Annotated in this window: 26 protein-coding genes and 1 pseudogene; 7 read left to right on the forward strand and 20 right to left on the reverse strand. The window is 40.2% G+C overall.

Annotated elements, in window-relative coordinates:
* Positions 1-282: 282 nt before the first annotated feature.
* The 3 genes from R50345_RS17520 to R50345_RS17530 all read right to left on the reverse strand — a co-directional run bounded on the left by R50345_RS17520 (position 283) and on the right by R50345_RS17530 (position 2,554).
* Positions 283-1,050 carry a nucleotidyltransferase domain-containing protein gene (locus R50345_RS17520; RefSeq protein ID WP_042128647.1) on the reverse strand — a complete coding sequence of 256 codons (768 nt, stop codon included), beginning with the start codon at positions 1,048-1,050 and terminating at the stop codon, positions 283-285.
* Positions 1,051-1,325: 275 nt separating this feature from the next.
* Positions 1,326-1,832: a GNAT family N-acetyltransferase gene (locus R50345_RS17525; protein WP_042128649.1), complete on the reverse strand. Its 507-nt coding sequence runs from the start codon at positions 1,830-1,832 to the stop codon at positions 1,326-1,328.
* A 134-nt stretch (positions 1,833-1,966) separates the two neighbouring features.
* Positions 1,967-2,554, reverse strand: a complete 588-nt coding sequence (locus tag R50345_RS17530; protein WP_042128651.1) for a chloramphenicol phosphotransferase CPT family protein — start codon at positions 2,552-2,554, stop codon at positions 1,967-1,969.
* 99 nt (positions 2,555-2,653) lie between these two features.
* Between R50345_RS17530 and R50345_RS17535 the strand changes: the two genes are divergently transcribed.
* Complete coding sequence (locus tag R50345_RS17535; protein WP_052414641.1) at positions 2,654-2,938, forward strand: SH3 domain-containing protein; 285 nt, start codon at positions 2,654-2,656, stop codon at positions 2,936-2,938.
* A 347-nt stretch (positions 2,939-3,285) separates the two neighbouring features.
* Here the strand turns inward: R50345_RS17535 and R50345_RS17540 are convergent, their stop codons facing one another.
* The 3 genes from R50345_RS17540 to R50345_RS17550 all read right to left on the reverse strand — a co-directional run bounded on the left by R50345_RS17540 (position 3,286) and on the right by R50345_RS17550 (position 6,187).
* A complete protein-coding gene (locus R50345_RS17540; RefSeq protein WP_081954118.1) occupies positions 3,286-4,026 on the reverse strand; it encodes a class I SAM-dependent methyltransferase in 741 nt (246 codons plus the stop codon).
* A gap of 803 nt (positions 4,027-4,829) precedes the next feature.
* The gene (locus R50345_RS17545) at positions 4,830-5,405 is read right to left on the reverse strand and encodes a dihydrofolate reductase family protein (protein ID WP_042128653.1); all 576 of its coding nucleotides are present in this window, start codon (positions 5,403-5,405) and stop codon (positions 4,830-4,832) included.
* 197 nt (positions 5,406-5,602) lie between these two features.
* Entirely contained in the window at positions 5,603-6,187 is a 585-nt protein-coding gene (locus R50345_RS17550; protein WP_042128655.1) for a TetR/AcrR family transcriptional regulator, read from the reverse strand.
* 162 nt (positions 6,188-6,349) lie between these two features.
* On the opposite strand from R50345_RS17550, the gene R50345_RS17555 reads away from it, so the two are divergent.
* The 3 genes from R50345_RS17555 (at position 6,350) to map (ending at position 9,288) form a co-directional block, all read left to right on the forward strand.
* The gene (locus tag R50345_RS17555; protein WP_042128657.1) at positions 6,350-7,072 is read left to right on the forward strand and encodes an SDR family NAD(P)-dependent oxidoreductase; all 723 of its coding nucleotides are present in this window, start codon (positions 6,350-6,352) and stop codon (positions 7,070-7,072) included.
* Between the two features lie 700 nt (positions 7,073-7,772).
* Positions 7,773-8,534 carry a TetR/AcrR family transcriptional regulator gene (locus R50345_RS17560; RefSeq protein ID WP_231573803.1) on the forward strand — a complete coding sequence of 254 codons (762 nt, stop codon included), beginning with the start codon at positions 7,773-7,775 and terminating at the stop codon, positions 8,532-8,534.
* A gap of 7 nt (positions 8,535-8,541) precedes the next feature.
* Complete coding sequence (map, locus tag R50345_RS17565; RefSeq protein ID WP_042128661.1) at positions 8,542-9,288, forward strand: type I methionyl aminopeptidase; 747 nt, start codon at positions 8,542-8,544, stop codon at positions 9,286-9,288.
* A 664-nt stretch (positions 9,289-9,952) separates the two neighbouring features.
* On the opposite strand, the gene R50345_RS17570 is transcribed toward map, so the two are convergent.
* A complete protein-coding gene (locus R50345_RS17570) occupies positions 9,953-10,258 on the reverse strand; it encodes an SRPBCC family protein (RefSeq protein ID WP_231573805.1) in 306 nt (101 codons plus the stop codon).
* A 245-nt stretch (positions 10,259-10,503) separates the two neighbouring features.
* Positions 10,504-10,850, reverse strand: a pseudogene (locus tag R50345_RS17575) (VOC family protein).
* A 347-nt stretch (positions 10,851-11,197) separates the two neighbouring features.
* Here R50345_RS17575 and R50345_RS17580 point away from each other — a divergent pair.
* Positions 11,198-12,010: a class I SAM-dependent methyltransferase gene (locus R50345_RS17580; protein WP_042128663.1), complete on the forward strand. Its 813-nt coding sequence runs from the start codon at positions 11,198-11,200 to the stop codon at positions 12,008-12,010.
* A 154-nt stretch (positions 12,011-12,164) separates the two neighbouring features.
* Here R50345_RS17580 and R50345_RS17585 read toward each other — a convergent pair whose 3' ends face one another.
* The 12 genes from R50345_RS17585 to R50345_RS17645 all read right to left on the reverse strand — a co-directional run bounded on the left by R50345_RS17585 (position 12,165) and on the right by R50345_RS17645 (position 21,299).
* The gene (locus R50345_RS17585; protein WP_042128665.1) at positions 12,165-12,419 is read right to left on the reverse strand and encodes a cold-shock protein; all 255 of its coding nucleotides are present in this window, start codon (positions 12,417-12,419) and stop codon (positions 12,165-12,167) included.
* Between the two features lie 167 nt (positions 12,420-12,586).
* Entirely contained in the window at positions 12,587-12,835 is a 249-nt protein-coding gene (locus tag R50345_RS17590; protein ID WP_042128668.1) for a hypothetical protein, read from the reverse strand.
* A gap of 396 nt (positions 12,836-13,231) precedes the next feature.
* Entirely contained in the window at positions 13,232-13,804 is a 573-nt protein-coding gene (locus R50345_RS17595; protein WP_042128670.1) for a GNAT family N-acetyltransferase, read from the reverse strand.
* A gap of 545 nt (positions 13,805-14,349) precedes the next feature.
* Positions 14,350-15,264: a phosphotransferase gene (locus R50345_RS17600; protein ID WP_042128672.1), complete on the reverse strand. Its 915-nt coding sequence runs from the start codon at positions 15,262-15,264 to the stop codon at positions 14,350-14,352.
* Between the two features lie 223 nt (positions 15,265-15,487).
* A complete protein-coding gene (locus R50345_RS17605) occupies positions 15,488-15,715 on the reverse strand; it encodes a hypothetical protein (protein WP_081954120.1) in 228 nt (75 codons plus the stop codon).
* Positions 15,716-15,922: 207 nt separating this feature from the next.
* Positions 15,923-16,171, reverse strand: coding sequence for a hypothetical protein (locus R50345_RS17610; RefSeq protein WP_042128674.1), 249 nt, complete (start codon positions 16,169-16,171; stop codon positions 15,923-15,925).
* 135 nt (positions 16,172-16,306) lie between these two features.
* Positions 16,307-16,762: a VOC family protein gene (locus tag R50345_RS17615; RefSeq protein WP_042128676.1), complete on the reverse strand. Its 456-nt coding sequence runs from the start codon at positions 16,760-16,762 to the stop codon at positions 16,307-16,309.
* A 356-nt stretch (positions 16,763-17,118) separates the two neighbouring features.
* Positions 17,119-17,376 (reverse strand): hypothetical protein, encoded by a 258-nt coding sequence (locus R50345_RS17620; protein ID WP_042128678.1) that lies wholly within the window; start codon positions 17,374-17,376, stop codon positions 17,119-17,121.
* A gap of 318 nt (positions 17,377-17,694) precedes the next feature.
* Entirely contained in the window at positions 17,695-18,129 is a 435-nt protein-coding gene (locus R50345_RS17625) for a DUF6678 family protein (RefSeq protein WP_052414642.1), read from the reverse strand.
* A gap of 84 nt (positions 18,130-18,213) precedes the next feature.
* The gene (locus tag R50345_RS17630) at positions 18,214-19,008 is read right to left on the reverse strand and encodes a hypothetical protein (RefSeq protein WP_042128682.1); all 795 of its coding nucleotides are present in this window, start codon (positions 19,006-19,008) and stop codon (positions 18,214-18,216) included.
* A gap of 171 nt (positions 19,009-19,179) precedes the next feature.
* Positions 19,180-19,521, reverse strand: a complete 342-nt coding sequence (locus R50345_RS17635) for a RidA family protein (protein ID WP_042128684.1) — start codon at positions 19,519-19,521, stop codon at positions 19,180-19,182.
* Between the two features lie 785 nt (positions 19,522-20,306).
* On the reverse strand, positions 20,307-21,299 hold the full coding sequence (locus R50345_RS17645; RefSeq protein WP_042128688.1) for a phosphotransferase enzyme family protein: 993 nt from the start codon (positions 21,297-21,299) through the stop codon (positions 20,307-20,309).
* 544 nt (positions 21,300-21,843) lie between these two features.
* On the opposite strand from R50345_RS17645, the gene rsgA reads away from it, so the two are divergent.
* Positions 21,844-22,968, forward strand: a complete 1,125-nt coding sequence (rsgA, locus tag R50345_RS17650; RefSeq protein ID WP_231573806.1) for a ribosome small subunit-dependent GTPase A — start codon at positions 21,844-21,846, stop codon at positions 22,966-22,968.
* Positions 22,965-23,981: an aminoglycoside phosphotransferase family protein gene (locus R50345_RS17655; RefSeq protein WP_042128689.1), complete on the forward strand. Its 1,017-nt coding sequence runs from the start codon at positions 22,965-22,967 to the stop codon at positions 23,979-23,981. Before rsgA ends, R50345_RS17655 begins: the two co-directional genes overlap by 4 nt.
* Positions 23,982-24,097 lie beyond the last annotated feature (116 nt).

Below are 24,097 nucleotides of genomic sequence, written 5' to 3' on the forward strand. Positions count from 1 at the left end.
TTTTGGAAGTTATTTTAATCATAGTACCACAATTGATCAAGTTATATTGCACTAACCTGCCCTTTAGCTTAAAGATAAAGCAGCCGATCGATCTGGACGGCTGCCTCTCTGTATTTATTGAACTATCGTTTCCCATTAGCTCAATAGTCTTATGTTTTAATTAGAGTCTCTGCTTATAGTTGTGAGGCTTGCCGAACACCTAACGCAGTGACGTCCCGACGGGCTTAGGGAGCTGGATGTGATCACTCGCTTCTCAGAGTGACCCGGAGCGTCAATATGGTGTTAGCCGAAGGAAGTTCTGGAAGCAGCCATTGCATTTAAGGCGTTCTCAAAATAACTATATACTTCAACTGCAATTCCCAGAAACTCTTCAACAAGTACATTACTATCCAAGTAACAAGCATACAGATAATCAACTAAAGCGGAGTCAATCTCACAATAGTTTAATATGGCATTCTTCATCTTAATAATGTCATCTTGCCATACACCTGTATCTTCTAAAACCAAAGAGTATAATGCACGAATTAATCTCTTAGAGTAACCTTTAATATATCTAGTTTTCATTGTGTTATCACTAGCATTAGAAAGTAAACTATGTATATGATCTACTTCCTCCTTGGTCTCCGTATTTAAGTCTAAAATGAACTTTGGAGAAATAATTATCGGTGGTACTTGTTCACCAACATCATTACCATATATGCAAACACAAATTATCTTTACCCAAAAACCCCACTCATTTGGTTTACTTAATACATCGTCAATCGAGCAAATTATCGTATCAATCTTAGTTACTACTGGATATTCTTCCAAAAGCCTGTCTTTAATATTTGACAATCTTTCGTAATCAATATCTTTGGGATTTACACATACAATAGTAAAGTCTGCATCTGATTTAAAAGGTTTAGCAGTTCCTTTTGGAATCGAGCCACACATATAAATGCTATGAATCTTACCTTTAAATTCGGTAAGTATATTATCTATATACTTATCAACAAGTTCCTTATATTCACTTTGTATTACAATTCTATTTATAACTTTTTCTAATATCATATAGACTCCTCCTAAACTAAGAAATTCTTTCGGCTGACGTCTTTTTGCCAACTTCGTAAATTCGTCATGACTTGACTTAAGTTATTCGCGAAATCATTCAACTATCCTGCCCGTTAGCGTAATAAAAAATGGAGCAGCTGCCGACAGCAACTGCTCCATCTTGTGTTTAACTAACGTTCCCCGTTAGTAGAACGAGTTCCTGACTAATGAGTTACTTTCATTTCGTTTCGGATCCAAATAATATATTGTTGTATTCGAGAATCGTCTCTATTCGCTTATGGAACTGGGATTTCTTTTTCCATAATAAAATCATCCATGACGAATCCATTCCCGATATCCGCAATTTGTTCCCGCACGGTTCGGAAGCCTTTTTTCTCATATACCGCAATACTGGCTTCGTTATGACGATTGACCGTCAGCCAAATATGGCTTAGGTTTCGGTCTTTGCACAGCTTCTCCAGGAATTCCAATGCTTGGCTGGCATAGCTGCGTCCTCTGTAATCCTTGCCAATATAAAACTTGCTCAAGAAGAGCTTCCCTTCTTCTTCTCTAGCTGAAATGTATCCGACTGCGGAGCCATCGTTATGGATCAAATAATATTCGTAGCCCTGATGATGGATCTGATCCGTAATCGCTGGTATCGATTGGAACTTGCCAATCATGTATTCAATCTGCTCGATTGTAATAATGGAAACATAATATTCGCGCCATATTTCTGCCGCCAATCGAGCAACTTCAGCGGTTTCTTCCGCTGTATTCACGTGTGGAAACATAAGCCTCATGACATGTGCCTGCCTTTCCTGCATCTCTCGCTTCAACCTGTTTTAATAGAATATCATAAATTATAATAGAAGCTTAGTCGCATGTTAAACTGCCTGTTATGCTGAAATCTGGTGTTATCTGATGAATACGTCTTCTAGGAAACGCTAACCGTTCTTTTACTTAATTTCTTAAATACCGAGTATTCCTTATTGGACTTTATATAACTTAATATCTTTTCGGCACATTCGATTGGATTCATCTCTTCAGTATTTACTTCCAGGTCATATTCATCAATGCAATATACATTGCTGAACTGTGAAGCCGCAAGTCCAATTACTCTATCTCCTCTTGTTTGCTCTCTTCTTATGAGTTCTTCTTTCGAGCATAATACACCTACAAATAATGTAGGCTGATCTAAAAATATATCAAGACACTCATTAAACCACTTGTCATTTTCGATTACGGTATCTACTATTACATTCAAACCCATTTCTGAGTACAATTTAATTGTCGAAAAGTACATTGAGATTAAGGGATCAAACATTATTTGTGCGATAACTTGCTCATCTACTTCTCTCGCAGGTTCAATATCTGAGAATTTATTATTAAAAAAATCCTTAACAAAATCATCTATTGATAAATGATGAAAAAGAATCTCTTTCTGATTCATCATTTCAGTAGAAATACTAGTCTTTCCTGAACTTGAAGTTCCGTTCATCAACACAATAATTCCTTGCTTCAAACGAATCACCCTCACCTATAAGATTTGCGTATCTTTCAGATAACGTTACATTCATCAAGTTCATAAAGCTATCCAACTTATAAAACATTCGAGAAACGAATGAACTATCCTTCCCGTTATGGAAAAGAAGATACCCAATTTCCTAATTGGATTTTCTGTAAATCAATTGCTACGAGCAAAGAGGGATGGGTTCCGAAGCAGATTTTAACTGCTCCCAATCTACATGACATAGCAATAGTTACTAAAGATTATTCAGCTCATGAACTAACATTTAATCAAGATGATGTACTATTAGGCTTAGAGCATTTAAACGATTGGACATACTGTAAAACAGAAAATGATGAATACGGATGGATTCCAACTTTTTGTTTATCTGAACTATAAATTCAATTATGTAAATAAGGTTAAATACCTGATTTTTTGTTAATATTTTGTTTCGCACCTCCATTACATGCTTCTACTTCGTCTTATCTGTTGGGAGAGGAGGGATATTTGAAACAACATGAAAATAAGGAAGTATATTTGGCAGTAGACTGTGAGTACTCAACAATATTCCTCAAATTCTATTCCCCCACTTTAGTATTACAAATTATACAATATTTTCAGGCAGGCTATTACGCTATCTTGCCGTCTAGTTGAATAAAGGCCGCCTTTATGGGGGAATCTGCTTAGGATCACCAAAAATCCCCTCGACTTGAGGGGATTTCTTATTGCAATGCATTACGTCTCTCCTAACATTTCCTACAAACGCTAATGATAGATGAAGATGACGGAGAGAACGATGTTTTATCCCAGTCAGCATATTGATGTTCGACGCGAAAGCCGTGACGAGTTAATAAAGATTGCAGTGTAGCCTGATCTGTAAACCGACAAGCAATTCGGGAAGTCGTTCGTTTATCCCCCCAATCACGCATCGTGACCCAATGCATGATATGCTGGCTAGCATCGTAATATTGTGTACCTGATACCTTTACGTTTTTCCCATCCTTATCAATAAAGGATCCCCATTCTGTCTCCTCTTGATCGGATAAATCCGTTCCCTCTGGATTACGGGTCTCGAATGCAAAGATTCCATGGAGTTGTAAATGTTTGTGAACGGTAGTAAGCAAATCGTTTTGATCTTGATCACTTAAGAATGCCTGAAATGCATTACCAGTCAAATAGATCATCGAAAATCGCTTGTCCGATTCGAAGGTACGGGCATCGCCTTCCATAAAAGTAACAGTCAACCCTTCCGCTTTCAGCCGCGCATATGCGAGCATCGCCGAAGAGATATCTACACCAGTCATTTTTACCCCGGCTTTCGACAGCGGTATCGATGTTAAGCCTGTACCACAAGCAAGTTCTAACACTTCACCAGGACTCGTTCTTGCAAGCTCAAGATAGAACTGATATTTGTCCATTTCACCGTCAAATTCAAGATCATAATTTACAGGATCCAAATATTCTTCAAGATTGCTATGTTCAATCAACGCTATTGCCCTCCCTTTCATTTCAATGTTACATTGAAGAAAAAATAATTTTCAGAAACAAAACATGTGCTTATATAAACGCAAAAAGGATAATCTAAATAAAAATCCTATCGAAAACCCTCGTACTTAACAGTATTATTTTACTATTTTTTCGATAAACCGTTTGGTAATTCATAGTTATAATCAATTTTTATCGAACCTTACATAACTACTCTTTAAGTCGATAATCACTACTTTATCCTGCCACGTGGAGCTCGACGGCTAGCTCGGCGATTCGGACTGGAGCTATACTGTCGGGAAGATCTCGCTGACGGCCGAGAAGCTGATTGACTTCTCTATCACGCAGACGCAGCCCGGAAATGGCATCCCCATCAAGGAAGGCATGGTGTTCACACCAAGCATATGATCACCATCACGTTTGAAAGTCCACAAATCCTGACTGCGCAATAGAATAATTAGAGGCCGACCAACAAAATGGTCGTCTTTTTTTCATATTCGGCATAGCATCTTTCTTTATTCGATACAGGTGATCGAGTAAATGATATCTCGTTCCCATCTTCAAGCCAAAACTGATTCGCGGGCAGCGTGTTGGGTCAATAACCGGGCCAGATGCCGCAATACAGTTCTCCTCCAGGATAGCCACGGGTGTCGTTAATCGAACAATTTTGTCCTTTATTTCGACTGCGCTCCCATTCCGATAACCTGCCCATAGATGAACAAAGGCAGCCGATCCATTGACCGGCTGCCTTTGTGTCGTTATTAAGCTATCGTTCCCATTAGTTCAATCACCTTAAGTGACAAGTTCATCTTACCGTCTGGTAAACGAGACCAATGGCTCCAGAATCAAAGGTCTTGTTTTCGATTAGCTTAAGATTGATCTTCTCCTTAAGACCTTGGAATAGCGGCAATCCCTTACCGAGCAAGACGGGAGAAACCGTAATTTTATACTCATCAATTAAATTAAGCTGCATAAGGTGGTGTGCGAACCTAGGACTGCCGAGGATAACCATATCCTTGCCTGGCTGCTGTTTGAGGTTATTGATCTCTTCCTCAACATCTTCTTTCACGAGTCTGGAATTATTCCATTCGACATTCTCCAGCGTCGTGGAAAAAACGAGTTTAGCTGTCTTTTCGATCCACTCGGCATGATTCCGTTCATGCTGCGAAGCTGATGGGTCCGAAGGCACAGATGGCCAGTAACTGTGCATCATTTGATAAGTCCCTCGTCCCCAAATGACAGTGTCGGCAGTACTCAGAATTTCTTTCGCATGTTTCTCCAAATCAGCATCGTAGGAAACCCAGCCAATGTCCATTTCACCATTCGGACCTTCTACAAAACCGTCAAGCGATGCGTGCAGAAAAAGAACGAGTTTTCTCATTTTCAGTTCTCCTTTGTTCATGAGAGATATCTACATTTTACATTAATTACATTTTAACAGAATTTAACTTGGGTTGTCTCCTATGGATTGCTAATCCCAAAACCTGCCCGTTATTTGAACAAATAAAAAACGGCTGCCGAAACAACCGATATTCCACTAACGTTCCCCGTTACTTCAATAAAGCCAAACTGTTGTCGTCAAATTCTTTTCAACAAATCCAATATATTATGAAAATGAATTTCACTCAACTGTTCTACGACCTCTTCAACTAACAAATCCTCAGGATCTCTAATCCACATACAAATCACACCTACTAATCCTGAGATTATATACTCCAAGCCGATTCTCATTTTTTGATTATTATAGTCATCACCAAAACCGGATAACATAATACTTTTTAATGCTTCTTTTATATAAGTGGAAAAATTGGGATAACCATTTTGACTAAGCATCGTTTTAAAGAAAACAATGTCGGCTTCAATCACTTTGAACGTTTCGCTTAAGATTGAAATAAATGTGTCCCTATTCATTTCATCGCTGTCAGACCTCTCCAAGTTAATGCAAACATTTAATTTCCCTATACTTTCCTGACATAATTTTTCCATCAGATCAGGTTTGTCCACATAGTGTAAATAAAAAGTGTTTCGATTTATCATAGCTTTTTCGGCAATGTCCTGTATCGTAATCCGTTCATAACCTTTTGTTTGAACTAACATCAAAAAGGCTTCTTTAATAGCCTTCCTTGTTTTTAAAATACGCAGGTCCACCTTCAGTTTACTCATTTGAAAACTCTCCTTTCAACAAAGATAATATTCATTATACATTAATGTGTATTTTAAACATCACAATGATTAATATTAACCATTGAGCACATTAATACTACGTTATAAGATGAGAAGCGTCAATCAATGCAATTGCAATAATAAATAAAGGGAGATAAACATATGAAAACATTAGCGATCATTGGAGCAGGTAAAGGTCTAGGATTGTCTTTGGCAAAGCGTTTCGGTAAGGAAGGCTTTCAAGTCGCGTTGGTTGCGCGAAATGCAATGAAACTTCAAGAAATGGTAGAAGAACTAACAGCCGTGGGTATCGAATCTTCATACTTTACAGCTGATATTTACAGTAGAGAAGAAATTGAATTGGCTATTGCAGCAATTAAAGAAAAATACGGAAAAATTGATGTTCTAGAAGTTAGTCCTGTACCAAGTAACTATCCTCCAACTTCAGTTTTAGAATTAACAATTGAAAATGCTCGTGATTCATTTGAAGGCTATGCAGCCAGTTCAATCAATATCGTAAATGCAGTTTTACCTGATATGCTTGAGCGCCAAGATGGCGCATTACTATTTACAACAGGCTTCTCAGCATTACATCCAATGGCTTTGATGGGGAATATTGGCGTGGGTATTGCAGGTTTACGTAACTATGTTGCGAACCTTCATACAGAACTGGCGGATAAAGGGATTTACGTGGGTCACCGTTCATTAGCTTTATTCATTACTGAACCAGGGTCTGGAAAAGTGAGTGATCCTGATGTGATCGCTGATATGTGGTATGAAGCTTATACAGAAACCGCAGTTTGGGAACAGGAGTATCCAAAAGGTATTACTCCCGAAGCCCTCTTATCCTTCCACAATATCAACAATAATGAGATGGAAATGTAACTAGGGAATACAACTTGTATTTCCAAAAGAAATGATGCGCAGCAAAAAAGGCTCCAGATAAGTAGGAGCCTTTTTTTGTTCATCTATGCGATCCTGCCCGTTAGTTGAATAGCGGCAGATTTCAAAAAAGGATCTTCCGCTATTGTATGCTAAAAAACCGTCGATACATTTCTCTCCTGCGTTCGCCACGTAGTTGTGCGTATATTTGCGTCTCGATCTCAAGCTATTTTAATGTCCACCTAATTGTGTAGGAATGACCATGCGTTTAGTTGGATTGATATCCGTTACGAATAAGGATTTACTGGCATCCCCACGACTGGTAGGCACTTCCTTAACCATACTTTTCACTTTGTCGTAAAGTAAACTTCTCTCTGCTTGGAGCCCTTACCGTTTCCGACTATAGAGCAGTTTTCCTAGTGAAATCCTCGATGTTTATCCTCTCAATTACAAGGTTTACTTCTAAAGAGAGGTTTTAATCTTCTAACCTGCTTGAGCAAGTGTTCCCCGTTAGCGTAACTAACAACTATACGCCCAATGCTTAATTTATTAGTCTAAATGCTTGTAAATTCCTTACTCCATTCTTCGGAAGTTAGTTGAACAACAAAGGGAAGCAGATTTTCTATTATCAAACTCTTTCTAAAAAAGTTGCAATTTTCAGTTTGTGTTTTTTTCAGTTTATAATTCCTTACTGGTTCGAATTATGAATATATTTTACGCCAGCGCCCAGTTTACAACTTTATTATTACGGTTTGATCCTTTATTTTTCAGTACTTTTGTCTCATCGAACACCAACAAATCTTTTGCATTTCTACACCCCAAGCGTTATTATCTTTATATCGACAAATTTGCAGGTCTATACAAGGAGGTTCACGCATCGATGTGCCCCCGTACTAAAGAACAAAATGAGCTTATACGTATGCAGCGAAGAGAACAGATCCTGGACGTCGCCGCTCGCGCCTACTTTCGCACAGGTGGCAGCTTTGATATTCGCGATGTTGCCCGCGAGGCCGAGCTTGGTTACGGAACAGTATACCATTATTACCCTAACCGGCATTTATTAATAGAAGATGTATTGGGCAGCGGCTTCGAGCAGTGCGAGCAAGTTCTTGCCGAATGGGCAAATACCAGAGGCGGCCTCCCGGATAAGAGGCAACTGTTAACGTATTGCAAGGCGCTGCTCCGGCTGTGGCTGTCAGACGCCCGCGCATATCTCGTCTACAAAATGGCGGCGGAACATTATGCAGGCCTGCCTGAAAAGGATCGATACTCCGCCAAGAGACGATTCATGGAACGCCTGTATGTTCCACTACAATCGATCGCTCAGTGCGAAGACGACAGCGTCGACCATATGTTTGCCGTGCTGGTCGGCTGCTGTGGGCTGCACTACTATGCGGGTAATTCCGACCTGGACGTCGACCGAATCGCCCAACTCGCTATGCAAGCAATTACGAAGGAGACCTGATACAAACATGATCATCTTAAAAAGCAAGCATGAAATCGAGGCCATCCGAAAGGCATGCCAAGTGGTGGCCGAATGCCATCGCACGATCGCCCCGCTCATTAAACCGGGCATCACGACTAACGAGATTGAGCGCATATTCGAGGACATTATTTTGAAGCAAGGTGCCAAGCCATACACTAAGGGATACAATGGCTATCAATATGCGACCTGTGCCTCCGTTAATGACGTAATTGCGCATGGCTTCCCTAGCAATAAGCCACTTGAGGAAGGCGATATCGTGACAATCGACACGGTCGCGGAGCTTGACGGCTGGCTCGGCGATTCGGCCTGGAGCTATGCTGTCGGGCAGATCTCGCCGACGGCCGAGAAGCTGATACGCGTCACGAAGGAATGCCTTGACCTCGGTATTACGCAAGCGCAGCCCGGAAATCGGCTCGGTGATGTGACAAACGCGATTCAGCGGCATGCGGAAGCGCATGGCTTCGGCGTCGTGCGCGACCTTCTCGCCCATGGCATCGGCCGGGACCTGCATGAGGAGCCGACTTATATGCATGTCGGCAAGCCCGGAAAAGGGATCCGCATCAAGGAAGGCATGGTTTTCACGATCGAGCCCATGATCACCGAAGGCACCTATAACATGACAATCGATCCAGACGGCTGGACCGCACGGACGATGGACCGCAAGCTCGCCGCCCAATACGAGCATACGATTGCTATCACGGCTGAAGGCCCACAAATCCTGACCGCGCAATAGAACAAAAAGAAGTCGACCATCGAAATGGTCGACTTCTTTTTTCGTATCCGGCATACCAGCTATCTTTTTTCGATACAACTGATCGTTTACACGATATCACGTTCCATCTATACGCCGAAACAGTTCCGCGGACAGCATGTTCGGACAATAACCGGACCAGAGACGCGATAGAGTTCTCTTCCACGATAGCCACAGGTGTCGTTAATCGAGCGATTTCGCCCGCTAGTTGCTAGGCTTCAACCGATTAGAGTGCTTCGCTAAGACTCCTTAAGCAAGGTTAAAGTTTTCTCGGTTATGTCCAGGTCACCGAGTGCCTACATCAGCATTTTGTGCTAGAGAGCGTATGCTTTCAATGTTTTCGGACTAGATCCTTGGATCCGTTTATCAGTCTCATACAGTCGCCACAACTCACTTAAGATCATAACAAAACCTCCTATTAGAGCTATTAAATCTGGTTTGCTGCTTATAGAAGGTTTTAAACTATCTAATTTATAACTAGTTTCCGTTAGTTGAACGAATGATAGTCCGTGTCTTTAATGGTTCTAAAACTTCCTTTTATGATACGGAAGACCCTCGCCTTCTTCGCAATACTGTTTAAGACTGTACAAAAAAATAGCCCAGTTATAATTACATGCGCGATAAAATGCGGTCACTTCCTCCCAATTCATTTGACGGAAAATGATCGAAGTCTTCTTGTTTTTTTCTCTATATCAAAAGAAATTGTCGTACCTATCCATTCTGGATCTGAATCAACACAATGCCACAAAATCTTTTTATCAGTAACAAGCTCATCAACTCGCATCTTTGTTAAGCCTTTGCCGCCGAATCGGAACTCATTTATACAACCGATCTGGTTATTGACTATTAGTTCAGTTGTCCATATTTCTGAAAGTCCTTTTGCAGTGGTCAATGCTTCATATACCGTTGAAGCTGGAACATTTACGGTCTGTAAGTGCTCGATATTTGCCATATTACACATTCTCCTTCTTTATAAGGATTTAATTTATGTAATTATTTGTATACGAATATTATACCATGGACGGTTGGAGTCATCTCTTTTCAATTGCTCACTTTTGAAATAACCTATTAAGGAAGATTGTTTAATTATGCTGCCCGTTACTTCAACGAAAGACGACCACCGATCATGTGACCGGTGGCCGTTGTATCTATTGAACTAACATCCTCGTTAGCATAATAGAAAAGAATTACAACTCGTTATTTTTCCCAAAGCTCGACCAGGCGACCTTCAGGATCTTCAATCCAAATAAACTTTCCATATTCACTAATCTCTTTTTTCTTTGCAAGAGGTACACCAATATGGTCAAGATGCTTAATAGTCTCGTCTATATTCTGCACTTGGAAATTTAACATCACTTGTTGTTCTGTTGGAAAATAATTATCATCCTCTGTAAAGAAAGAAAAGATAGTCTCATTTCCCAGTTGTGGTGTTATCACAGTTCCATTCCAATTTTCTATGTCAATTTTCAACGCCTCACTATACCATTTTTTCACAGCCTCAAGATTCTTAGTTTCCAAAATATTCCTCCGAATCCTTGTATCATCGTATCTAACTCCTGTCTGTCCTCAAATTTTTAACTATCCGGTTACAATAGATATTCGAGATTTAAATTTAAGTTCCTTTTTCAACTATCCTGCCCAAAATTTGAACAAATAAAAAGCGGCTGATGATGCTGAGCTATTCCACTATCGTTCCCTCTGGCACATTGAGACTGTGAGATCAACCGGAATATATCTGGAAGATTTTAGGTGGATGTATTCATAGAAAAATGGTACATTATTTTGAGATCAATAGCACAGCGTGTTCGTATTCGATATGTGTTATTGGTATAACTTGCAAGTCGGGATATATGATTAGACTCATATTTTTATATTGGGGGATGATACCGGCATGAACAAGAATTCTATTTATAGACCAAACATTATAGGCGCTGGCGAGGTTGGTAGCGCTATCTCGGTCGAAATGGACAAGAATGTTATTCATGAAACAAACAGCTTATTTTGGGATACAAAAGGAAATGATGTTTTAGGAGCAACTGCACTGCCTTTATATGGAGCATTCGTCTCAGAAGAAAAATGCCAGCTTTTTGGCGATGTTTCAGGAAAAAAGATGTTGGAGGTAGGCTGTGGAAGCGGTCAATCATTGCAATATCTCGGAGAACGTAAAGCATCTGAACTATGGGGTATGGATATTTCAGAAAACCAAATCGAAAAAACAAGAGAATATTTATCAGATCACGGACTTTCAGCAAAATTAGTCTGTTCTCCCATGGAAGAAAAATGTGGCCTACCCGAGGATTATTTTGACTTTGTTTATTCGGTTTATGCTATAGGCTGGACAACCGACCTTGAGGGTACTTTTAGCAGGATTGCTTCTTACCTAAAAAAAGATGGCGTATTTATTTTCAGTTGGTCTCACCCTATACATAAATGTGTTGTTGCAGAAAATGATATGCTTATTTTTAAAAAATGTTATTTCGATGAATCCTGGTATTCGGTAACTCTTGACGAAAGTACGCTAACATTATCTGACCGTAAACTATCAACCTATGTAAATGCTCTCTCAAAAGCGGGATTTGTTATTGAGCAAATGATTGAGGAATCTGATGATGAAATCATTCAATCGCGGGACGATAACGACGATTTTGCAAAAAAAGCAAAGATGCTTCCTGTAACTTTTGTAATCAAAGCTAGAAAACTATAATTAGTAGTTGAAGATAAATGCCCGTTAATTGAACAAAGGCAGCTGATCATGTTGACTGATTGGCTGCCTTATCATGTTTATTGAACTATCCTCTCCTGTTAGCTTAAATATGATTTCCGAAAGCCATACATTCATCAAGTACGTCTCGATTCCTTCATTCCTCTATTATTTGCACATTCTTAGCTGTCCTACGCTGAGAATCAACTATATTCGGAAACTCGAATAGGTCGAATTCAACTTTTTGGCCTTCTTTAAGAAACCGAAAGCCGTTCGGTGACCTAATAGGATCTGGTAGTATTTCGCTAAAGTGTACAAAAACATGGTTACCTTCCTGCCCGTCTAACATTATCCGTCCGTAACCTTCATCTTCTTTGTACCATTTGACAATACCACATCTTCTTTCCGCCATCTAAGCACCTCCTCTGTAACTTTATTAAGTATGATTGAGCTTTTTGGCCCCAGCGGTAAAAACATTAAAAACTTCTGATGTGGCCACTTTTTCATTAACATTCTCCGTTTGCATAGTGCTTCGCGGTACAATCCAAAGTGTGCTCACATCGTGTTGAATGGGTTATCTCATTTGATTTTTTTCGGAAACCCATATACGAAAAGTATCATGCCGAGGAGCGCAAGGATTGGCACAAAGATATTATCGAAGAAGCTTGTAATATGAGTTTTAGGTAGGGCATTGAACATGTTTGCTTCATACAACGCTGCAATTTCATGGCTGCGAGCTATCAAAGAGCCCGCTCGTTCGATCGCATAGATTACTCCAGCGGAAATTAGAAAGGCTGCACCTAGTTTTCTATATAAATCGTTGCCCATGAAAGATTTGTCTCCTCCTCTATTTTTTGTTGAGTACTTCTCCCACCATTACATTTTACCACATTGTTCCAATTTTTCAGGTATCAAAATATCATTACTTAAGCTAATGCTAATGATGTAACGCTATTGCGCCACAAATTGTAAGTATTCTGCCGGCTAATTGAACAATAAAAAACGGTTGCCAAAGCAACCGCTATTCTACTAACGTTCTCCGTTAGTTCAATGCACTACCTTCAGAAAATAACTTCTGTTTGAATGTTCAACTGCTTCACCTGTTTTAAATATTCTTTGGTCTTACATTCCTTGCAGTTATGTTATATAAATATGCAATGCATGCAATATGCTTAATAAGATGGCCTGATTAACTAGGTTCATCATTGTATCCTAATACCTTTCTTAATTCAAATTTTGCTCACGAACCACTGCCAGCATAACAGTGTCATGAAATTCCTTACCAAATAAATATTTTTTAAGTACTCCTTCCTCAGTAAATCCCGCCTTTTTCAATACTTTTAATGAAGGTATATTTTCCGACATAACCATTGCCTGCATTCTATGCAATCTTAAATCGTCGAATCCAAAACGGGTTACTTCCTTCACAGCTTCCGTTGCAAATCCCATTCCCCAATATTCTGGAGAGAAATAGTAGGATATCTCAGCCATTGATTTTTTTACAAACCCACCTAGATCAATTCTTCCTATTACCTTATTTTCTCTTTTAAGCTCCACACACCATGTAAATACTGTTTTTGTTTTAAGAAGCCTACCATTTACATTGTTCAACCAATTTGATATATGCGGTTCTTTGTTGAAAAGGCTAACTCCTCCGCCTAAGAACTGCTGTACCTGTGGATCGTGGATAATTCTTAAATAGGTTTCTATATCATCGCTGCAGAATGCACGTAATATTAATCTGTCGGTTTTAAGATGCGGGATTGTTTCAAAATAATCGTTAAATTTCATTTTCATTCTCATTCTCCTTTTTTAATTTTAACTTATCTTATTGGCCTATCTGCCTAATGTATCATTTCATCATACTAAATGCTAACGATACAACTACTAGATCGCTATCGTAAACTGCACACTTTTATCAGCTTTATTCTTAAAACACAAAAAGACCCCTCTGCTTCATTAGCAGAAGGGTCAACGGCTTTAAAGTATTCCCCTGATAACTGAGTTTTATTTTTAACTTCTTTATCTACTATATGCATATTTAGCGTTTTATTAAACACCTAGCCCTCTGAATTACCCAATTTTTCGCCGCCACTTATGGTAAGGTTTACTGTAATTAATCTTCAGCTATCCTGCCCGTTAGTTAAACAAATAAAAAACGTTTGCCAAAGCAACCGCTATTCAACTAACGTGTCTCGTTAGCGCAACGAGTTACTCTGTTGAATTTCGTGTTCCTCAACATAAAGCGGCATCAGAGAAGGCGGATCGTACCTTATCGCGGCCTTTAAACGACAAAATGGTGCCGATAGCCATAGCCCCATAGCCGCAACGAAATAATGAGCCTAATCCGACAGTGCCCGCATGATGTTGGATTTCGCCTCTGCCGCAATGGCTTCATTCCCGTCATCGACCGCTTGCATTAAGATCAGTATGGGGATGTATACCGCGATCAGCCGCGCCAGCAGCTTCGTTTCCTCGTCCGCTCCTCCGTACGTTTCGAAAAACACGCCACGAGCGTAAGGTGGTAAAAAGCTATAAGCAACGCTCAAATCGCAAGCCGGATGGCCTACGCTCAGATCGCCCCAATCAATGATGCCGGAAACGATCCCGTTCTCATTCACAAGCATATTTTTGAAATGAAGATCGCCATGTAGCAGTGCATTCACCGCCTCGACACGGTCCTTTTGCAGCCTGCTAATATACGCTTCGATCACACCGGACTCCTCCGGCGACAAGTGTTCAACCACCTTCGATAGAAAGCCCTCCAATTTCACTTTGCGCGATGCTATGTCCGTCAAGTTTCGATGATCTTGCTGAACTCCGCACTTCAGCGCCGCCTGCACCGGAAACTCATGCAATCTCCGCAAAAATTTCGCCAGCGTCTCTGCCGATAAAGCCCGGCGTTCTTCCGTCAAACCGATTGGGAAATCTCCTGGCACGTAGGCATAGCCAAGAAATGGTGCCGGGTATTCGTCACTTACTTCGCCATAAAACAACGGTTTCGGATAGGGGATGGTCATATATGCCTCCAGCTTCGGCAGCAGCTTCCCTTCCATACGAATCGAGCCAACTGCAATCGTTCTTCTTGGAAACCGGAACACGTACTCGTCACCGATGAGAAAAACCGTATTGTCCCAGCCCCAGCCCAATCGCTTCACTTGCTTCGATGACAGCTGAGGGAATTGTCTGCCGATCAGCGTCCGCGCCTGCTCTTCGTTAACCTCCCACTCCGCATCCCATACATTCGTTGCTCCCATGAATTGTCTGCCTCCTCGTTCCTTACGTTATTTAGATGTTTACATTCCCTGGAAGTTACGCATAACTGCCCGTTAGTTGAACAAAGGGCTACCTCTCATTATTGAACTATAGTGTCCCGTTAGGTTAACCGCTTTTTGCTTACTATTGGGAACAACCCTAGATTTTATTTGAACAAGATTGAGGTATCACGAGAATCAAAAAAAGTACAAACGGACGTTGATGCTAACTAAATATTAGGACTCCAAATATAATAGTCAGTACCACAATAACTGTCAATGAGGCTACTTTTGCATAACGAATTGCCCCCTCAGATACTTCAGGTTCTTCTTTATACATCCATCGTTTCCCCCATAATAAACTATCCTTAGGACAAAAATAAGTCCATATTAATACTCCATACATAGGAATCATAAAAATAAAAAACAAAAAAATTCCAGCTATCTTTTCCACTACATCACGCTCCCTCTACCATACCCCAATAATGGATTGGACAATTCTTATGGCCTCCAATAAGTAGGATTTCGTCTTATTTAAATATACCATATATTGGAACCGTCCTGCCCGTTCAATGAAAAAAGCAGGATACCGTAGCTCCTGCTCATCAATTTGTATTATTGAACTATCGTGTCTCGTTAGTTCAATGCTGTGAATACTGGTTTAGTAAATAATATCGTGTTGTTCCCCGTCTTTTGGATCGTTAATAACAACCCACTGTTCCTCAACTATGTTTAGTTCCTCATTGCAGAATTCCATTGCTTCTCCTAATGTTTCATAACAATAGTCAGCATTTGCACCCTTATTTTCATGAGTTTCAAATAGAAATACATAAACGCGATGCTTAGAATCATAAATCATTACCTTATTTATGTCCCCTATTGGTTCTTTAAGAAGAGCATACATTCTCATTTTTTCACCCCATGTGTTCTATTGGCATCTTCTTACCATAACGTTATCCTGCGCAATACTCTAACAACAAGAGGAGCATTTGCCACGGCATTCTGCTCCTCTATCGTTCTCCGTGAGCTTATTGACAAACTATCGTTACTTAATCTTTCGCATTGCACCTAGAACAATATTGTATCCGTCAGGATCAAGGATATGGGCATTCTTAAATTCCCAATCGCCGTGTGCTCCCGTAAACGGTTCTATTCCGATATTGCCACCATTCACACGCACTTCTTCGACAAATTGGTCTAGTTCCTCCCAACCGATGTGCAGGAAAGTGTCCCAGCCGTAGTCAGGACCTATCCATTCTGTAGGATAATTCGGGCGCTTTGCAGAGACGACATTTGGTTTTACATCCTCGCTTGAAACAGCTTGCTGAAGTATGAAGGACACTTCATCGCGTTCCGCATGTCCCCAATCATCCACAGAACATCCGAGGCAATCACGGTAATAGAACTGCGATTTCTGCAGGTCGGAAACTAGACGAACCTGAATCGGTTTTGCCAGTATTATTCTGGACTTTTCTTTCTTTTCAATTACTTCTTCATTCACACAAATCCCTTCTTTTTTTGGTAGAATTATGTAAAATCATTCGGCATCATTTCGATATATCCTTCACGAGAAGTAAAAACAATTATGATTACGTTAATCTGCCCGTTAGTTGAACAAATAAAAAACGGCTGCCGATGCAACCGCTATTCCACTATAGTGACTCGTAAGTTTAATTCCTACCTCTTCGGGCGAACCGAGGAGTCGTCAGGCTTCGAAGCGTGAATGAAGTACGTAACTTTTCAAATAGCATTCAAATAAAGTCTATCATCTCATATTAATACCACAATTTTTCAAATGATTTATTATGTCTTCATATGAATGATCGTCCCAAATAATAAGATAATATTTTTCCCTGTTTAATTTCTGTAATGCACCGAGTCGATGATTACCGTCATGTAATCTAAAACTCCCATTCCATTTTCTGCAATCAACGGAGGCATGTCCCATCCAGATTCTAATCTACCGTAAATTTGATCAATGTTATAGTTCCACCATTTAATTTCCTCTACATATTCCAAATGTTCTTCTGGTCCAATTACTCTTTCCAGATATTTTATGTCAATTTCAATAGGTCCTAGCCAATATCGTTTTTTCTTTTTCAAGTCTTCTGACATGAATATATTGTCGCCTTCTCTATTAAAAAAAGATGAACCCAAGTTTCAATATCATTGGACAGAGCATATTAATTAGCAGCGCTTAATGTAAAAGCATTCATCTGTTTTCCCCCTACCTTCAGTTCAAACTTCTATTGTGCTAATGATTATGCAATATAATCCCAATAAATGGAAGGTTGGTTTTAATTTAAACCGTTCTTTACTGCTCAATATTCATGCGGAGGCATCAGTCTACCACCACGCAATCCTGCCCGTTAATTGAACAAATAAAAAACGGCTGCCGAAGCAACCGCTATTCCACTAACGTGTCCCGTTAGCTTAAATGATTACCTTTGAAAAGTGAGAAGTATTTGAAATGTATCCATAAATGAAAAATGTATTGTTTTCTTCTCTATACGGAATTCTTAATTCATGTAAAATCGAAAGAAATTTTTTACTTATGTCAATTAATTCAGGAGGAAGCAGATTCCCCTTCTGCTTCTGATACCTTGGTCTAACCCGTATCCATTCTACGGAAAAAAAAGGTGAAAGTCCTTCTATCCAATCCCCTAAATACCAGACGTCGGTTTCAAAGTTCTCTGGATAAAGTACATCATCTAGTACATACTTAGCTTGATATGGCGGGGTAAAAGGGAGTTTATTTATTACATCACTTTGTAAGTTTCCCCACTTAGTGTCATTCATAACTGAACATAATTGTTTCTGTGTAATAACTTCATGTACCCTTTTTTTAAAATCCAGTTCATAACCCACAATAAAAAAACCTCCTGAATAAACAACATAAATCCCCCGCTGATCTGCCCGTGTGTCGTTATTGAGTTATCGTATCCCGTTAGTTTAACCAATTTTCGGATTCACCAAGTCTCTAACATCGAATGCCGAAAGAGACTTTAAACCAATTTTATTAAGATAAGATAAACGCATTTCTAGATCATTAATCAATTCGCAATAATTATCTAACACTTGCTTGTCGAGACAATTTCGTAATTTCTGGAGAAACAATAGTGATTCTGAAATCGGCATTCTCAACACATCTGAAAGGGAATTCCCCATAACCAAGCGTTCCTGCTCCAACAAGCATTCGGTACAATTTGGGCACTTATCATGTCTGGAGAATAATTTAATCGCCCAAAGGTTTCCTTTACTAGTTGTTCCTGCATCACGCATATATTTCAAATCGAAAACGCATCCACGATAATAGTTTCTAAGTTCCTTTTTCTTGTGAACGTATGTTACAGGTTCCTTATCATATCCATAAAGTAAAATATCAGTAAATCGCTTATCCTGCTCAGCAAGTGGCCGTTCAAAGTTAATTCCGATCATTTTAGCCAATTCTCTGATCTTTACAACAGGTCCGCAGTTAGTACCCGCCCATAAAAGCACAGCTCCTTTTTTAAGCGAGAGTTCAGTTGCGACCATACGACTTGGATCTATATCACCAATGACAGTGCCTATCCCATTACATGTAGGGCATGTTGGAGTGCTTTCTAGTAAAGACCAAGTGCCGTCTTTCTCCTTGGCCTCCCCAATATTCGCATACAATGCCGAAAGATGTTCTAACACTCCAGTAATTGTACTAACAAGGGATCCTCTTTTGGCGTTAAACTTTTTATGGGAAAGAACAAATTCCAATTTAAAAACCCCCTTTGGCTGTTTGCTCGATACCCTTTAATCATACTAATTACTTGTTTATGTGTAAATATTTACCTCAAAACTATTCTGTCCGTTAGCTTAACAACAGAAGGAGCAGCTGCCGCATAGGCAAACTGCTCACAGGGTATTTGGACTAACGTGTCCGTTTATTCAACCTTTGTAGGCTATTCCGTCAATCATCATAAGACAATCAGAGTCAATGAACTCTGTTGTAGATGTCATCCTAGCAGGGAACTTATCCTTTTCAAAATACTCGTAAAATACCTGTTCCATTTCAGGTAAGTCCTTAATGTATTTTAGGTATACATTCACTTTAACAAGATTATCCAGTGATACATCAAGTTGATTAAGAGTCTCTTTTAAGTGTGAGAAAGTATTGTGGATTTGTTCTGTAAAACTCTGTCCAAAACCCCGATGTAATCCGAGAAACACACAATCACCAACCGCAACAGCAGAGGAATAACTAAATGGTGTTGAAAGTCGTTTTATCATATACACGAACCTCCTATGTAATAAAATCCCAATCATATTCTAGAACTTACGTTCGTAAATGTAAATATATTTTCTCACTTTCTAATCTATCCTACCCATTAGTTGAACAAAGGCAGCCAATCCATTGATCGGCTGCCTTTGTGTCGTTATTGAGCTATCTATTTCTCCGTTAGCTTAATAAATAGCTCACTTAAATCCTCGAAATGCTATGGGAGAATCCAATGAACAGTAACGTGAATATGGTGTTGTACACACCCTGAAATACGGGCAAAGCTTCTTAATATGATAACTTCTTCTTATTAGAATAAAAATAGTAAGTGTTTGTTTTCTTTCATCTTCTTTATAAATTTAACGATTCCTCGAATAATAATTATTGATAAAATGATAATAATGATCGGAGCAATTTCTATAATAAAAACAGGAACTAATGCTGATAATGAGACGAAAATCTCGTAAACAAAAAAATAATCAACTATTCCAACAACTAAAAAAGACATTACAATCAATTGAAACTTCTGATAATAATAACTAAGCCTATAATAGGCTCTTCTTAAGTAATCAAAAGCTTTCATAACTTCACCTCAATGCATTTTTTTACAATATGATACTAATATGTTTAAAAATGGTTTCGAGTATTTGTGTAATTTTGTATACCAATTAATCTGCGAACTCCGCAATTAATTCCATGCTCGTAGTTATTCGCAAAGCGTTTGAACTATTCTACCCGTTAGTTGAGAAACAGCAGCCCATCAACTCGGCTGCCGTTTATTCACGTTTATGCTCTATTAATTTATAAAATTCAAAATATCATCGGGTTCAACCAGTGAAATATTGTTTTCCATATTATATCGGGCACGCTTTAAGAACTCCCTAGACCAACCATCGAGTGCTTCAATATTTCCGTTTCGATAGAGAGCTGAATAAAGGATTGCTTGTCTCAAATTCATAAATAGTGGTAAGTCTCTTAACAATCTTATATCAATCGTATTTTCCTTTTCGTAACCTTCCAAGAACGAAGTTAGATACCTGTTCACAAAAGTTGGAACATCTTCATCAGGACTAGGCACTGCAATACCATAGAATAAATTAACAGAAATATCTTGCGTGAACCATCCGTATTGACATTCATCAAAGTCAAATACCGTGATGCTTCCATTTGGTTGAACTGTATAGTTACCAAAGCAAAAATCACCATGAATAAGTCCGAAATTTTCACTATCACGTGATAATTTATGGATACTCTGCATCAAGGATTTAAAATGAGCGATTACAAGGCTCTGGGAAGAAGGAATATAAGTTATGAATTCTTGAAGATAACTATTTTCGTGCCAGCCGTATCGTGTTATCTCGTCTGTACTAGGAACATATTTTTTAGCTAGTGCGTGCATTCTCCCTGCAATTTCTCCCAATTTATTAAACTCTTCATATTGAGATATCTCATCACTCCATGAGGCACCAAGTCCTTTTTGGAATGCTACAACAAAAAAACCATCCATCTTTTCAATTAGCTCGCCGTTACTTGATTTCACTGGAGTGGATACTGGAACACCGTTTTTCGCAAGATATTGTATCCATTCTAATTCACCATGTATAAGCTCCAGCGTCCTGTGAGATTCATGTATTATCCGAATGATGAGATTACGTGCTTTGTTTTTACTTCCATAGGTAAAGTTTTGATTCTTCCCCAATAAAATTAACTCTTCAGGCATGAACCCATACCTTTTTGCTGCTTCAACTACAATCTTATCCGTAAAAAAGGCTTCAATTGTTGGATTCATATTACACCTCATTATTTTTAATTCAAAGTGTTATCTCCATTCTAGTTAATTCTCTATTAGAAGATAGACATTAGGTTCTATTTGTAAATAACTCCCACGTAACCTGCCGATTAGTTCAATAATTAATTACTAGTATTCAATGAGTTTCTTGTCAATTCCTGCAATTTCGCTAATCTTAGATGTACCCTCCCATAGATTATTGACTTAACATCAGTAGGTACTTTCTTTCGTACTCCACTACGATTTGGAGAAAAGTAAGAATTGATTTTTTTTCCAAAATAGGTTATTTTATAGACAGCTTAGCGATAAGCAAGTTCCTGACACGAAGGGAGATGTGTTTTAGTGGCAACTACTTATATGGTGGTTTGGTCTTAAAACTTAATAGTTGGCATACACGAAAAAAGCGGGGAAACGTCCCTATTATTTGGTATGCCATCCAAAGTAACCTTTCGTGAATATTGCTGTTTGCAAGATACGATGAAGGTCGTGTCTTTTTTGCGTCCTGATGCCGCGTGACAGCAGCTTCTTTAGAGGCTGCTTGTCCGTGGCATTTTTGCGTCCAAAAAACAACATTAAAGGAGCTAACAAAAAAACTATGATGAATTTGATAACCTATGGCTACACAGAAATAGAAGCAATCCCCGACGGATTATTGCCCGGCAGGGTGACGGAGCTTCGACGCGAGCGCTTCACGGTCATGACCGAGCGCGGCGAAGTAACGGCGGTGCTCAAAGGAGCATTCTATCACAGCGTGGAAACACACGTGGATTTTCCGTGCGTAGGTGATTTTGTCTTGCTGCACTTCAACGAGAGCGGAGATTCTCTCATCGTTACGGTATTGCCCCGTCGCTCCAAGTTCTCACGCGCGGATTACTCAGGGCATGCTGTAGGCTATGCCAAAACCATACGGGAACAGGTAGTCGCGACTAATTTTGACTATGTATTTATCCTTACTTCTCTGAATTGGGATTTCAACATTACACGCATCATGCGGTACCTGACACAAGCTAGACAGAGCGGCGGTCAGCCGGTCATCATTCTAACCAAGTCTGATCTCGTTGAAGATTATAATCTCACGCTCGCAGAAGTCACACAAAGCATCTCTGATGTTCCTGTTCACGCGATCTGCAGCCATACTGGCCAGGGGCTGAACGAGCTCGATCCCTACTTGATGCCTGGTAAAACAGTCGTTTTTCTCGGCATGTCCGGCGTCGGTAAATCGTCTCTGCTCAATGCATTGATAGAACAGGAAGTAATGAAAGTTCAGGCGATTCGGGAGGTTGACAGCCGGGGGCGGCATACGACAACGCACCGTCAGCTGTTCATGCTCCCCTCCGGTACGATGCTCATCGACACGCCGGGAATGCGTGAGCTCGGGCTTTTTGATGCAGGCGAAGGCATACGCGCAAGCTTTACCGATGTGGAGGATTGGTTCCCGCAATGCCGGTTTGCAGATTGCCGCCATCAGAGCGAGCCGGGCTGTGCCGTTCTCGCCGCGCTTGCCGACGGTTCGTTGCCGCGTGAACGGTGGGAGCATTATGTTGCCCAGCAGCATGAGCAAAAGTATGTCCAGGATAAAACAAGCTACCTCATCTACAAGAGGGCTCGAAATAAAACGATAGCTATGTCAAGCAAGCAAACGAAGAAAAATGGAGGATGGAAGAAATGAATATTAACTTTGAAACGCTGATCTATACCTTAAGCCGACAGTTCAAGAAGGATATAATCTCGGCTGACTGCCAAACCATGCCATTACAGGGCGGAACTGTGGGAAATGTGCACCTGGTAAATGGGATCGCCCAAACCGCGGATGGTGAAAAAACGCCGTATCGTATCGTGCTGAAAATCCAGAAGAAATGGGAACGTTACAACGATCCGGATTCCTGGCGCCGGGAATATGATCTCTATATGTCTGACTTGGGAACGACGTTCTCGGATACCTTCCGCTGGCCAACATGTTACCATGCGGAGATGAATGACGAAGAAAATGAATTCCAGCTGTGGCTGGAATATATCGATGGCGTAACTGGTTTAGACTTAACCGGTGACATGTATGAACAGGCCGCGCTAGAGTTAGGACGCTATCAAGGCAAGCTGTATGCGGAGAAGCCCGCTGTGCTGCAGAACCTGACCAACCTGAGCCATGTGGATTTCATGAAAAATACGTATCTGCATTACCGGTCGTGGCCAGTTGTCTACAATTATATACGCTCGGAGGACTGTGAATTCCCGCACCACATACGGCAAATGCTCATCGACATCGATGAGCACACAGATGAGATACTCGCCCGCATCGAGCAATTGCCCCTAGTGCTATGCCACCGGGACTTCTGGGTGACCAACCTGATCTATGCCGACGGGAAAATCTCGCTTATCGACTGGGATACATGCGGCTGGGGCTACCTGGGTGAGGATCTCGCAAGCCTGATTGCGGATGAAGCAGATATCGATCACATGGTCGAACACTACCAGCTATGTATCCCTGCCTATTACAAAGGCTTTTCGGAGTATGTGGATGCATGCCATGTCGACGATCATTGCGTCTATGAGCTGATCCTTCTCGTATTCGGGTACAGATTTGTGGAGTGGTATCTCCACACAGAGGATGATGACGAGAAAACCAAGTGTCTTCATACGCTCCAAAAAATCCATGAATTGAAGACCAGCCCTGTGCAGGGTTGACTCTAAAAGAAACTCCTAAACCCCTTGAATATAATGGGTTTTCGGAGTTTCTTTCATTACTCCCATTCGGTGAATCGACAATGGAAATAAAGTCATAAACTGTCACTATTCCGGTT

The organism is Paenibacillus sp. FSL R5-0345, assembly GCF_000758585.1.
GTDB lineage: Bacteria > Bacillota > Bacilli > Paenibacillales > Paenibacillaceae > Paenibacillus_AQ.

What these genes read in the sequence shown, in the direction of transcription:
- R50345_RS17520 (WP_042128647.1), bottom strand. Translation starts at nt 1,050, where the DNA reads ATGATATTAGAAAAAGTTATAAATAGAATTGTAATACAAAGTGAATAT.
- R50345_RS17525 (WP_042128649.1), bottom strand. Translation starts at nt 1,832, where the DNA reads ATGAGGCTTATGTTTCCACACGTGAATACAGCGGAAGAAACCGCTGAA.
- R50345_RS17535 (WP_052414641.1), top strand. Translation starts at nt 2,654, where the DNA reads ATGAACTATCCTTCCCGTTATGGAAAAGAAGATACCCAATTTCCTAAT.
- R50345_RS17545 (WP_042128653.1), bottom strand. Translation starts at nt 5,405, where the DNA reads ATGAGAAAACTCGTTCTTTTTCTGCACGCATCGCTTGACGGTTTTGTA.
- R50345_RS17550 (WP_042128655.1), bottom strand. Translation starts at nt 6,187, where the DNA reads ATGAGTAAACTGAAGGTGGACCTGCGTATTTTAAAAACAAGGAAGGCT.
- R50345_RS17555 (WP_042128657.1), top strand. Translation starts at nt 6,350, where the DNA reads ATGAAAACATTAGCGATCATTGGAGCAGGTAAAGGTCTAGGATTGTCT.
- R50345_RS17560 (WP_231573803.1), top strand. Translation starts at nt 7,773, where the DNA reads ATGAATATATTTTACGCCAGCGCCCAGTTTACAACTTTATTATTACGG.
- map (WP_042128661.1), top strand. Translation starts at nt 8,542, where the DNA reads ATGATCATCTTAAAAAGCAAGCATGAAATCGAGGCCATCCGAAAGGCA.
- R50345_RS17570 (WP_231573805.1), bottom strand. Translation starts at nt 10,258, where the DNA reads ATGGCAAATATCGAGCACTTACAGACCGTAAATGTTCCAGCTTCAACG.
- R50345_RS17580 (WP_042128663.1), top strand. Translation starts at nt 11,198, where the DNA reads ATGAACAAGAATTCTATTTATAGACCAAACATTATAGGCGCTGGCGAG.
- R50345_RS17585 (WP_042128665.1), bottom strand. Translation starts at nt 12,419, where the DNA reads ATGGCGGAAAGAAGATGTGGTATTGTCAAATGGTACAAAGAAGATGAA.
- R50345_RS17590 (WP_042128668.1), bottom strand. Translation starts at nt 12,835, where the DNA reads ATGGGCAACGATTTATATAGAAAACTAGGTGCAGCCTTTCTAATTTCC.
- R50345_RS17595 (WP_042128670.1), bottom strand. Translation starts at nt 13,804, where the DNA reads ATGAAAATGAAATTTAACGATTATTTTGAAACAATCCCGCATCTTAAA.
- R50345_RS17600 (WP_042128672.1), bottom strand. Translation starts at nt 15,264, where the DNA reads ATGGGAGCAACGAATGTATGGGATGCGGAGTGGGAGGTTAACGAAGAG.
- R50345_RS17610 (WP_042128674.1), bottom strand. Translation starts at nt 16,171, where the DNA reads ATGAGAATGTATGCTCTTCTTAAAGAACCAATAGGGGACATAAATAAG.
- R50345_RS17620 (WP_042128678.1), bottom strand. Translation starts at nt 17,376, where the DNA reads ATGTCAGAAGACTTGAAAAAGAAAAAACGATATTGGCTAGGACCTATT.
- R50345_RS17635 (WP_042128684.1), bottom strand. Translation starts at nt 19,521, where the DNA reads ATGATAAAACGACTTTCAACACCATTTAGTTATTCCTCTGCTGTTGCG.
- R50345_RS17645 (WP_042128688.1), bottom strand. Translation starts at nt 21,299, where the DNA reads ATGAATCCAACAATTGAAGCCTTTTTTACGGATAAGATTGTAGTTGAA.
- R50345_RS17655 (WP_042128689.1), top strand. Translation starts at nt 22,965, where the DNA reads ATGAATATTAACTTTGAAACGCTGATCTATACCTTAAGCCGACAGTTC.